11 protein-coding genes are annotated in these 11951 nt (G+C 58.4%); all 11 read right to left on the bottom strand.

Annotated features, from left to right (window positions below; translation table 11 throughout):
- Positions 1-7: 7 nt before the first annotated feature.
- On the bottom strand, positions 8-1027 hold the full coding sequence (mraY, locus tag ACTQ48_RS06215; protein ID WP_154515238.1) for a phospho-N-acetylmuramoyl-pentapeptide-transferase: 1020 nt from the start codon (positions 1025-1027) through the stop codon (positions 8-10).
- 3 nt (positions 1028-1030) lie between these two features.
- Complete coding sequence (locus tag ACTQ48_RS06210) at positions 1031-2455, bottom strand: UDP-N-acetylmuramoyl-tripeptide--D-alanyl-D-alanine ligase (RefSeq protein ID WP_441570391.1); 1425 nt, start codon at positions 2453-2455, stop codon at positions 1031-1033.
- A gap of 124 nt (positions 2456-2579) precedes the next feature.
- Positions 2580-4223 (bottom strand): peptidoglycan D,D-transpeptidase FtsI family protein, encoded by a 1644-nt coding sequence (locus ACTQ48_RS06205; protein ID WP_441570390.1) that lies wholly within the window; start codon positions 4221-4223, stop codon positions 2580-2582.
- Positions 4224-4462: 239 nt separating this feature from the next.
- A complete protein-coding gene (locus ACTQ48_RS06200) occupies positions 4463-4933 on the bottom strand; it encodes a hypothetical protein (protein WP_427747787.1) in 471 nt (156 codons plus the stop codon).
- A gap of 90 nt (positions 4934-5023) precedes the next feature.
- Positions 5024-5989, bottom strand: coding sequence for a 16S rRNA (cytosine(1402)-N(4))-methyltransferase RsmH (gene rsmH / locus ACTQ48_RS06195; protein ID WP_441570389.1), 966 nt, complete (start codon positions 5987-5989; stop codon positions 5024-5026).
- A gap of 20 nt (positions 5990-6009) precedes the next feature.
- Positions 6010-6444 (bottom strand): division/cell wall cluster transcriptional repressor MraZ, encoded by a 435-nt coding sequence (locus ACTQ48_RS06190; RefSeq protein WP_035137949.1) that lies wholly within the window; start codon positions 6442-6444, stop codon positions 6010-6012.
- Positions 6445-6907: 463 nt separating this feature from the next.
- The gene (locus ACTQ48_RS06185; protein WP_441570388.1) at positions 6908-7849 is read right to left on the bottom strand and encodes a site-specific tyrosine recombinase; all 942 of its coding nucleotides are present in this window, start codon (positions 7847-7849) and stop codon (positions 6908-6910) included.
- 2 nt (positions 7850-7851) lie between these two features.
- The gene (locus ACTQ48_RS06180) at positions 7852-9513 is read right to left on the bottom strand and encodes a CTP synthase (RefSeq protein ID WP_441570387.1); all 1662 of its coding nucleotides are present in this window, start codon (positions 9511-9513) and stop codon (positions 7852-7854) included.
- A 180-nt stretch (positions 9514-9693) separates the two neighbouring features.
- On the bottom strand, positions 9694-10077 hold the full coding sequence (locus ACTQ48_RS06175; protein WP_154515229.1) for a hypothetical protein: 384 nt from the start codon (positions 10075-10077) through the stop codon (positions 9694-9696).
- Positions 10078-10270: 193 nt separating this feature from the next.
- On the bottom strand, positions 10271-11752 hold the full coding sequence (locus ACTQ48_RS06170) for a DUF1846 domain-containing protein (protein WP_154515227.1): 1482 nt from the start codon (positions 11750-11752) through the stop codon (positions 10271-10273).
- Positions 11753-11878: 126 nt separating this feature from the next.
- A partial coding sequence (locus ACTQ48_RS06165) for an IS3 family transposase (RefSeq protein WP_441015707.1) occupies positions 11879-11951 on the bottom strand: 73 nt, incomplete at its 5' end.

The raw sequence follows: 11951 nt of genomic DNA, 5'->3' as shown, positions 1-11951 counted from the left end.
AAGACCACTATCCCAACTGGAAAAACAGGGCAAGGCCCAGAGCGCCAAAAGCGGCAGCGACAATCCAAAAACGGATGACGACCTTAGTCTCGGCCCATCCCTTCTTCTCGAAATGATGATGAATGGGCGCCATAAGGAAGACGCGCTTATGCGTAAAGTGGAAGTAGACGACCTGAATCATGACCGACAGGGTCTCGACGATAAACAGGCCGCCGATGATGAGCGAGACGACCTCGGTGTTGGTCATAATGGACGTGCAGGCAAAGGCCGCACCCAAGGCAAGAGAGCCGGTATCACCCATAAAGATGCTCGCCGGATAGCAGTTGAACCAAAGGAAGCCCAGGCAAGCACCAGCACATGCGGTACAGAAGATAGACAGGTTTACGTCACCGTGCAAAAACGCCATGGCAGCCATGGCAAGCATGGCAATCATGGAGGTGCCACCGGCAAGGCCGTCCAGGCCATCGGTCAGGTTCACGGCATTAGAAAGACCGGCGATCATCAGCCAGCAAAAGACGATATAGAGCCACGGAAAGGTAAGGCCACCAATGGTGGTCGAGAAGATACCGAGGTCAATCGTCAGACCGCCGGGAAAACGAATCTCGGGGGCAACGCCGCACCAGCTGACGGCAAGCACGGTAAACGTAACGCAGATGATGGTGAGACCGATCATCTTGGCGTGGGGCGTCAGGCCGAGCGAACGACCGTGCGTGACAGAGGTCAAATCGTCGATAAGGCCCAGAACGCCGGTTGCAAGCGTGGCAAGCAGCACGAGCACAAGCTCGGTGGTGAGCTTGCCCATCAAAAGGCACGTCAGCGAAACGGCTACGAGAATGACAACGCCGCCCATGGTGGGCGTGCCCTGCTTAATCAGGTGGCGTTTGGGTCCATCGGCGCGGACCTGCTGGCCGATACCCTCGACCTTAAGAAGCTTGATCCACCACGGCATGAGCAGCAGCGCAATGGCGGCGGCGATGCCAAGTCCCAAAAAGGCCTGGTATGTAGGATACGCGGGGTTCCCGAACATGGGCTAGCACACACCTTCCACAAAGCGGTCGAGCTCGACAAAGCGAGAGCCCTTGACCAGCACAACGTCATGTTTCTCAAGTGCGCCGGCCATACGGTCGAGCACCTGCTGATAATCGGAGAACACCTGGATGCGGTCCTCGTCCATGCCCATCATGCGCGCGGCTTCGGCCATACGAGCGGCCAGCTCACCGCCCACGCACGCCAGCATATCGAGCTTCTTAGCCGCGGCATAGGCGCCCACCAGCTCATGCATGCGGGGGGCCTCGTCGCCCATTTCGCCCATCTCGCCCAGAATCGCCATTCGGGAGCCAGAACACGAAAGCGAGCACAGCAGGTCAAGGCCAGCAGCCATGGATTCGGCGCTGGCGTTATACGAGTCGTCGATAATGCGGGCACCGCCCTTGGCGTGTTTGATCTCCTGACGATGACCGGTAATCGCGATACCCCTAAAGGCAGCATCGATCTGCTCGGGGGTCACACCCAAACGATAGGCAACTGCGGCGGCCTTAACGGCATTGGGAACGGACTGGACGCCGGGAATGGCGAGCATGGTGTCAACGGACTCACCCATACCAAAGTCAAGCGTAAAGACCGGGCGGCCCTCGTCATCAATGTGAATGCCGCGGGCGCAAACCTCATCAACATCCGAAACACCCGCCAGCATCACGTCGATACCCGCGGGCTCGGCAAACGTCTCACGAATGAACGGGGTGAAGTCGTCTTCGCCGCCCAAAACCAGCAACGGGAGAAGGTCGTCAGCGGCACACATCCCCCCAACAATCTCGGACTTAGCGCGGGCGATATTCTCGCGACTTCCCAGGATTCCAATATGAGAGGTGCCGATCTTGGTCACGATGGCAAGGTTGGGATTGGCGGACCGAGAAAGGCGCTCGATCTCGTGAAAATGGTTCATACCCATCTCGAGAACCAGCACCTCGGTGTCGGCAGGAGCGGCCAAAACCGTGAGCGGCATACCGATCAGATTGTTGAAATTACCCTTGGTGGCCCAAACGCGATAGCGCTTGGCAAGCACTGCCGCAAGGACATCCTTGGTCGTCGTCTTACCGATAGAGCCGGTAATGCCAACCACGAGGCAGCCAAGCTGCGTGCGATAGGCATGTGCCAGGCGCAGCAAAAATTCCTCGGGATCATCGGTGTGTAGGATGGCGCAGCCCTTACGCTGAGCCAGCGATACAAGCTCGGCATTGGGCTCGCGCGTCATCACAACAGCGCCGGCGCCCGATTCGATGGCGCGGGAAGCAAAGTCGTTGCCGTCGACTTTTTCACCCGGAAAGGCAACAAAAATCGTGCCTTCCTCAACCTGGCGCGAGTCGATAACGCACCCACGGCATACCCGATCGGCTTCTCCCGTCACGGTCCGGGCCCCTGTTGCGGCCGCGAGGTTGTTGACGGCGATCTCTATCATTGCAGCTCCCCTGTAAACCTAATAATGCTATCGGCGTATTGTATCCCAGCGCCGCGCATGCGTGGTGCAGGGCATGTGAACACCCTCCAGATTAATCGACAGCCCTTTTCAGGATTGTAACCCCCTACTTGGTGCGTGGGATACCCAACACATCGAGCGCGTTAGCCATAATGACCTGGAACGGCACGGCGGCGGCATCCGAACCGCTCGGCGTTCCGTCGAGCGTGATATAGCACAAAACCTTGGGTGCTTGCGCCGGGGCAAACCCCATAAAGGACGACATGTAGCTCGCTTTGAGGTAGCCGCCTTTTTCATCGGCGCGCTCGGCCGTACCGGTCTTACCCGCCACGTCGTAACCATCGACGGCGCCCCCGACACCCGTGCCCTCGGAAACGACCGTCTGCATGCACGATGTCACCTGGGCGGCGGCATCCTCAGAAATCGCCTGCTCGCCCTCACCCCAGTCCTTCTCCTCTCCTTTGCTGGATTTATAAAAGTGCGGCGTCATCATCACGCCGTCGTTGGCAATGCCGCCCACGGCGCGCGCAATCTCGATCGGCGAGACAGACAGCGCTTGGCCAAAACTCATCGAGCCCAACGTGGCACCGTCATACTGGTCACGCTCCTTGACAATGCCAAGGCTCTCGCCGGGAAAATCGATGCCCGAACTGTGTCCAACGCCCCATTTGTCCACGTACGCGGCAAAATCGTCCGCGCCGATCTTATGCCCGACCAATACAAAGCCAACATTGGATGAGCGGCGCATCATCTCGCGCACATCCATGGTCATGGCGTAGTCACGCTTATCGGCATCGGTGACGGTATCGTCGCCGACCTTAATGCTCGCCGGCACCTCAAACGACGTACTCGAGCGCACGACGCCCAAGTCGAAACCCGCACCTGCAACGAGCGTCTTAAAGACCGAACCGGGTTCATACGCATCGGTGACCAAGCGCAAGTTCATATCCTCGGTCTTGGCGTTCTCCAAATTGGTCGGGTCGTAGGTCGGATACGAACAGGCGGCCAGAATCTCGCCGGTAGTAGGGTCTGTCACCAAAGCCGAACCGTTCTTGGCTTTGGTCTTCTCGACCGCCTCCGCCAGAGCGTCCTCTGCTGCACGCTGGATATTGACATCCAGCGTCGTCACGATGTCAACGCCATCGATGGCGGCAACCTTTTTATAGGCGCCACCCGCAATATAGCTATCGTCCCTCGCACGCTCTCGTACCAGCGTGCCGTTTGTTCCGGTCAGCAATTTGTCATATTGCTTTTCAAGTCCCGTTAGGCCCACGTTGTCAACGCTCACCACGCCTAGAACCTGCGAAGCCAGATTGCCGTATGGATACACCCGCTTCATCGCCTGCTCAAAGAGCACGCCGGGCAGATTTTTCTTCTTCAATGCCGCGGCATCGTCCTCGTCCACCTGGCGCTTGATATACACCCAGGTGCCATCGGACTGAACCAGCTTGCGGCAAGTCTTCTTATCGATTCCAGTCGCCTTAACCAAGGCCGATACCGTTTTATCGACATCCTCGATCAACTGTGGATTCACGGCGACATTGCTGCACTCGACCGACGACGTCAGCACGTTGCCGTTTCGGTCGTAGATCGTGCCGCGTTTGGCGTAAAGCGTCTCCGCAAGCAGGCGTCGAGCATCGGCGCGCCCGCGCAACTCATCGGCATTTACGATCTGGTAGTCGGTAAGGCGGATGGCGCCCGCAGCCAGGCCCAAACCGATACAACCCATGACGACATTACGGCGAGGCAATGGCGTCCCCGTAAGCCATTCGGTCGAAGATCGTCTATTCGATCTGCTATTGCGTACTTGAGGGTCATCCGAGCCGCGAAGGCGCGACGTTGGGTCGTTGCCACGATTCGACCCCAAGTTGTAAGATGACCGACCCGATCCTTGATAACCAGAACGTCCCTGCGAAGAGGGACGTCCCTGCCCGCGACTCCCGTCTGGACCGCGGCGATAATCATTTGTCATACTCAGCTACCGTCTTATTACTGGACAGCCGCAACCGAGCTAGCGCCCGCGGCTGCATCCTGCGAAAAATCAAGTGTAACGCTCTCGCTGGGCTCCACCATGCCATAAGCGCCCGCAAGATCGCGAATGCGTGTATCGGCACCATAAACAGAGTGCATGACCTCAAGGTCAGAGCTCTCATCGGTCGCCTTCTCGAGCGTGTTGGTAAGCTCGGCGTTGCTGTTGAGCACCTGGGCCGTAACGCTTGCAAGCGCCACGCGGGCGACGCCAATCGTCATGAAGATAGCCGCAATGATGCAAAACGTTTTAAGAACGCTCATGAAAACCGGGCTTACCGCCTGGTTTGCCTGACGGCCCGCGCCCGTGTAGACATCAAAGCGCGGTGTGCGCTGCTCACGAGGAGCAGCGGGCGCCTGCGGTGCCTCGCGGTAGGCGGGCATGGCGTTCATATCATAGGCGAGTGCTGCGTTTGAGGTGTTGTAGCCCATGATATGCCGCCTCCCATCCCGAGTACGTTGGTAGTGTGTTTAAGCTTCGTTTATGGTGCGAGCGGGAGGTCCAATATCGCGCGCGTAACGCTACAAGCGCTCCGCCACGCGGATTTTGGCTGATCTCGCCCGAGGGTTGCGCGCAACCTCATCGGGTTGGGCAACCAAGGGTTTGCGGGTGATGACCTTGAGTATCGGCACGTTGCCGCACACGCACACCGGAATCTCCGGCGGACACGTGCACCCCTGGCTCATCTCCTTAAAGTGGTTCTTTACGATACGGTCCTCGAGCGAGTGATACGAGATGACGCAGATGCGTCCGCCCGGGTTGAGCCACCTGGTGGCGGCGTCAAGTCCTCTCTCGAGCACATCGAGTTCATGATTGACCTCGATGCGAATGGCCTGGAAACTTTTCTTGGCCGGGTGTCCGCCATGCCGACGAGCGGCAGCCGGAATGCCAGCCTTGATGATCTCGACAAACTGACCGGTGGTTTCAATCGGTTCGGACTCGCGTCGACGCACGATCTCGCGTGCGATCTGCGAGGCGAACTTCTCTTCGCCATAGACGCGTAGAATCCGGGCGAGGTCGTGTTCGTTATAGGTGTTGATGACCTCAGCTGCGTTTAGGGTGTTGTTACCCGGATCCATCCGCATGTCCAATGGGGCATCTTCGTTATACGAAAAGCCCCTGCCAGGGATATCGAGTTGCGGTGACGAAACGCCCAAGTCGAACAGGAAGCCATCGACCCCGGGCACCTCGGCCGAGCAAAGCAGCTCGTCCAAGTCGCCAAAGTTGCCCTTCAGCAGCTGATGCGGGACGCCGGGGACCTCGCGGTCCAGACGGGCACCAGCGGCCTCGAGGGCCATGTCGTCCTGATCGACGCCAAGCAAAAGACCCGTCTCCCCCACCTGCGCGGCCATCTTTACCGAATGACCGGCACCGCCAAGGGTGCAATCGCAGACGACAGATCCGGTCTTTAGCTGCAGCGACTCAAGCACTTCGCCGAGCATGACAGGTTCATGCCGATATTCTTGTGTCAAGATCCCACGCTCCATCCGTTACTCATGCCTTGCCCTTACGAGAAGAAGAGGTCCAGCAGAGCCTCATCGTCATCGTCCTCATCGGCCGTAGCACGGTCCCAAACCTCGAGGTGGTCGTAGTTGCCCACAACCGTGACCTCGCGGTCGAGGTTCGCCTGCTTGCGGAGAGACTCAGAAAGACCGATACGACCGGCGCTGTCCACATCCATCGAGGTGGTGCGCTTGTTGATCGCCCTCATGAGTTTCTGGTCGTTGATGTCACGCGGGTTAAAACCCTCGTGGCCCTCACGACCCGCGAAGAGTCCTTCGACCCACTTATCGAAGGCCTCGGCAGAGAACACGTACAGAGCATCGACATCCAGGGCTTTGAACACGCGAACATGCTCTCCAAGCTCCTCGCGAAGGGGTGCAGGCAGGGACAGACGACCTTTTGCATCGAGATTGCGCTCGTATGCACCCGTCATTCCCATGTGCGCCCTCCCCTCGGTTACTCAGATGGCACGTACGCGGGGAACCACCCCGCCTGTCGACGTCATTAATAATATGGGGAACTGCCCCATTTTTCAACATCTTTCCCCACACCTTCCCCCACAATACCCCACCACTCCACCCTCTATATCCTGTAAAACACCCTCGTTCATATGTTCGAAAACACAATATGTTGTGTTTACAGCAAAGCCGGGATGCCATCTGTAGCAGCCCGGCTTTCAACCTCAACCTTCAAGTTGACCTTGAGGCGAATTTTGTGTCCCTTTGCGCGCCGTTCACATCGCCCCCCAAACTTCCCCACCAACGTCACGCGCGACCCACCGGCGCATCGGCGCAAGACAAAAGATGGGGCGGACCCCAGATTGCCGATACGCGCACAAAACCGCGTCACGACAACCTGGGGTCCGTCCCCCATTAGTTGTAAATATGCAGGTCAAAGAGTCGCTAGCGATGCGCCAACGGATGAGCCGCCAGGTAGACCTCGGTCAGCTGCGTGCGGTCGACATGCGTGTAGACCTGTGTGGTCGAAATGTCGGCATGTCCCAAAATCTCCTGTAGCACGCGCAGGTCGGCACCGCCCGCAAGCATATGGGTCGCAAAGGAGTGACGCAAGGTATGAGGATGAAGTCCCACCAGTCCCACCTGACGCCCGTATCGCTCGCATATGACATGAACACTCTGACGCGACAGGCGACCACCGTTCTTATTTAAAAAGACTGCCGGCGTCTTTGACCCGCGGGCATGAGCGGCCAGGCGCCGACGCCCATCAGCAATATATTGAGCCATAGCCCGTGCGGCACTTCCCACGAGTGGGGCAAGCCGCTCCTTCGAGCCCTTGCCGCGCACCAGCACAAAGCCGTCGTCAAAATGGACGTCGCCCACATCGAGCCCCACCAACTCGCTCACGCGCAGGCCACATCCATAGAGCACTTCCAAAATGGCATGGTCCCGAAAACCCATCTCCCCTTCCGGGAAATCTTGGTCGAGGAGCGCCGAGACATCCCCTACCGAGAGACACTCCGGAAGGCGCTCCGCCTTTTTGGGCAGGCGCAGTGCAGCCGTCGGGTTTTGGGCGACGATTCCATCGCGAACCAAAAAGGCATGCAAACCTTTCACGGCCGCAACTGCACGCTCCACCGAGGCATCGGAGTAGCCCCCGTCGCGCCGATCACCGACAAAACCCTCTATTATCTGACGGTTCACGCCTTCAAAGGACTCAACACCGGCCCGCTCCAGGTAGGAACAGTAAGTCGTCAAGTCACGACGATATGCCGCGATCGTATTGCGCGCCAAGCCTCGCTCGACCGCAAGGTAATCAAGATACTCCCCCGTCACCGTATCGAGCAACGAGGGAGTATCTTCGGTATGTCTTTCGTTCGCTGACACCCTTAGTCCGTCGCGAGGTTCATGGGCGTCACCTGCAGGCGATCGACACCCTCGTGCTGGCCAATCGAGGCGCGCACGAACTCGCGGAACAGAGGCTGCGGCTTGGTCGGACGGCTCTTAAACTCGGGGTGGGCCTGGGTGGCCACATACCACGGATGCACGTCACGCGGCAGCTCGACCATCTCGACCAGACGCTCGTCAGGCGAAAGACCCGAGATAACCAAACCCGCGTCCTCGAGCTGGTCGCGGAAGGCATTGTTGAACTCAAAGCGATGACGGTGGCGCTCATAGACAAGCTCCTCGCCATAGGCCTCGCGCGCAAGGGTATCGGCAGCGAGCTTGCACGGATAGGCGCCCAGGCGCATGGTGCCGCCCTTCTCGGTCACGTCCTCCTGCGAGCTCATCAGGTCAATTACGCTAAACGGACCGTCCGGATCGAACTCGGAGGAGCTAGCGCCGACAAGGCCGACCACGTTGCGGGCAAACTCGCACACGGCGACCTGCATGCCCAGACAAATGCCCAGATACGGAATCTTATGCTCGCGAGCAAACTCGGCAGCAAGAATCTTGCCCTCCAGGGCACGCTTGCCAAAGCCGCCGGGCACCAAAATGCCCGATGCGTCGCCCAGCACCTCGGAGACGTTCTGCTCGTCGAGGCTCTCGCCGTCGACCAGCTGCACGTCCACATGACGATCATAGAAAACGCCTGCATGATGCAGGGCCTCGATGACCGACAGGTAGGCATCGGGGAGCTGGGTGTACTTGCCCACAACGGCGATCTTGACCTTGTCGGCATGGTGGTTGGCATGATTCTGTTTGCGCAGGAACTCGTTCCACTCGCTCATGTCGCGCTCGCGCGGGTCCAAGCCCAGGCGCTCGCAAATGCGCAGGTCAAAGTCCTGCTCGGCGAGCAGCTGCGGCACGTCGTAAATACTCGCGCAATCTTCGTTGGTAAAGACGCAGTCGGTATCGACGTCGCAGAAGCTTGCGATCTTGCCACGGATGGCATCGTCGATATGGTGATCAGAACGCAGCACAATGATGTCGGGCTGAATGCCAAAGCTGCGAAGCTCCTTGACCGAATGCTGCGTGGGCTTGGTCTTGACCTCATGCGCGGCGGCGATATAGGGAACGAGCGACACGTGGATGTAGCAGACGTTCTCGGGGCCGGCCTCTTTACGGTACTGGCGGATGGCCTCCACGAACGGCTGCGACTCGATATCGCCAATCGTGCCGCCCAGCTCGGTGATGACCACGTCGGAACCGGTCTGCTCCTCGATGCGGCGGAACTTATCCTTAATGGCGTTGGTGACGTGCGGAATCACCTGAACGGTGCCGCCTAAAAAGTCACCGCGACGCTCGCGGGCAATCAGGCTCTTGTAAATAGCGCCGGTCGTAAAGTTGGAATCACGGGTAAGATTCTCGTCAATAAAGCGCTCATAATGGCCCAGGTCCAGGTCGGACTCGTAGCCATCCTCGGTCACGAAGACCTCACCATGCTGAAACGGGCTCATGGTGCCGGGGTCGACGTTCAGATACGGGTCGGCCTTCTGCATCGTCACCTTGTAGCCGCGTGACTTGAGCAGACGGCCCAACGAGGCCGCGGTGATGCCCTTACCCAAGGACGAAACTACGCCGCCGGTTACAAACACATGCTTGGTCATATTGAATTACCTGCGCTTCCCGTAGAAGTTTTCCATTCACATCTTACGGGTCTTCATTGTAATACTCGAAAAGCAAGCCGCTCGCTATTTTTCACCCGCATGCCCGCATTTCTCCATCTCGAAACAAAACACCGCCCAAGTAGCCTTGGGCGGTGCAGGCTCGTCGAAACTACCGTGTTGTTACCGATCGGCAGTCTCATCCTTCAACATATCTTGAACAAGCATGCCGGCACGAACACCCTTAAGGTACCACTCGCCTCGCCCGGTCAGGCATATGCCGTTTGCAAGCTGGCCGCCATCATCGTTATAACGAGAAACGACCTCGATAAGGCCATCAGAATCCAAACGGTCGATTGCAGCGCGGGCACGATACGGCGAAACCCCTACGCACTCGGAGAGTGTCTTGCGCGAGAAACCGTACGGCACACCGTTTCCCTTAGATTGCCGAGCGATCTCCATCAGCACCAGCACCTCGACACGCTTCATATCGTTGACACTCGCACGACCCTTGCCCGCCATGGCAGCCTCCTCAAACCGAGCACGAGCATCAAAAGCACCGCGCATGACCGGCGCATCCCTCGATGGCCGGCAACATCCATCATGGGTAGCCCCGCAAAGGATGTATCCACTGAGGTAATTGTATACCGCGCAAATCGCTTTTGGGCAGGTAAACGGCCTAAATTTCGGCAAATATAGCCCTAAAACCCCCTAAGCGCCGCATCGGGTGCGCACTCCGATGCGGCGTCTCATCTCAATCTTAGCGATGGAAGAAGCCGCGGCGCTCAAACTTGGGCTCACAGCACACGTTAATGCCCAGCTTGCGCAGCACCGTCTCGTCCGTAGGCGAGATAATCACGCTAAAGAAGGCGTCGCAGCCGCGCAGCTGCTCAAGACCCGAAAGAACACGAGTAGCCGTCTCGCTCGTGGCCGAGGTGATAGAGAGCGCCATGAGCGTCTCGTCGGTGTGGAGACGCGGGTTTTTGCTGCCAAGGAAATGCGTCTTGAGCTTGCTGATAGGCTCAATCGCCTCATCGCTGATGACCTCGAGCTCAAGATCGACGCCCGAAACATGCTTAAGCGCGTTCATGATGAGCGAGCTCGCGGCACCCAGACGCGTTGAGGTCTTTCCGGTCACTACCGAACCGTCCGGCATCACCATGGCACCCACGGGACCGCCCGTCAGTTGCTCCCTGGTGAGAGCAGCCGAGCGTGCCGGCGAATAGTTCTTGTCGATGCCGGCTTTTTTCATAATGAGTTTGAGACGGTCGACCTGCTCATCGCCCACGCCAGTACGGCGCACGCTTTCAACCGCGGCAAAATAGCGGCGCACGATCTCCATCTTGGAGGCATCTCGGCATGCATCGTCATCGGTAATGGCAAAACCGACCATATTGACGCCCATGTCCGTGGGGCTCTGATAGGGGCTCTCGCCCAAGATCTTTTCCATGAGGGCGCGAACAACCGGGAACGCCTCAACGTCTCGGTTGTAGTTGACCGTGGTCTTGTTATATGCCTCAAGGTGGAACGAGTCGATGATGTTGGCGTCATCGAGGTCTGCCGTGGCAGCCTCATAGGCAATGTTCACCGGATGCGTGAGGGGGAGATTCCAGACCGGGAAGGTCTCAAACTTGGCATAGCCGGCAGCGGTGCCATGCTTGTGCTCGTGATACAGCTGCGACAGGCAGGTGGCGAGCTTACCCGAGCCAGGGCCGGGCGCCGTCACGACAACGAGCGGACGCGTGGTCTCGACAAACTCGTTCTTGCCGTAGCCTTCATCAGAAACGATCAGGTCGACATCGTGCGGATAGCCCTCGATGGGATAGTGCAGCTTGGCGGGAATGCCGAGCGCGTTTAGACGATTGCGGAAGACGTCGGCAGCGGGCTGACCGGCATACTGCGTGATGACCACGGCGGCAACGGCAAATCCGTTCCCGCGGAACAGATCGACCAGACGCAGGACGTCCTCGTCATAGGTAATGCCCAAGTCGCCACGGGCTTTGTTCTTCTCGATATGGTTCGCATTGATTGCGATGATGACCTCGACGTCGTCGGCAATGCTCTTGAGCATGCGGAACTTGCTGTCCGGTTCAAAACCCGGCAGCACGCGGCTCGCATGATAGTCATCGAACAGCTTGCCGCCAAACTCCAAATACAGCTTGCCGCCAAACTGCGAGATGCGCTCCTTAATGTGAGCAGCCTGCAGCTCGATATACTTCGCGTTGTCGAAACCCTGGCGCATGTATGGCTCCCGTCCCGTTTCCATTTAATGTCCTAGGCGATTATAGCGGAGCAGACCCTCCCCCACGCCCAGGCCGGGGCAGCTAATTTGAACTGCACCCCAAAACCTGGACGGCTTAAATAAGAACTACGCCGCAAGGGACTGTCTCCGGAACTCCTCCGGGGTCAGTCCCTTCAGTTTAACCTGGCGCCTCCTCGTG

This window comes from Collinsella sp. Sow4_E3, assembly GCF_052116285.1.
In the GTDB taxonomy this organism is placed as follows: domain Bacteria; phylum Actinomycetota; class Coriobacteriia; order Coriobacteriales; family Coriobacteriaceae; genus Collinsella.
The sequence above is the reverse complement of the archived record's forward strand: the minus strand, read 5'-3'. Positions and strand labels throughout refer to the sequence as shown.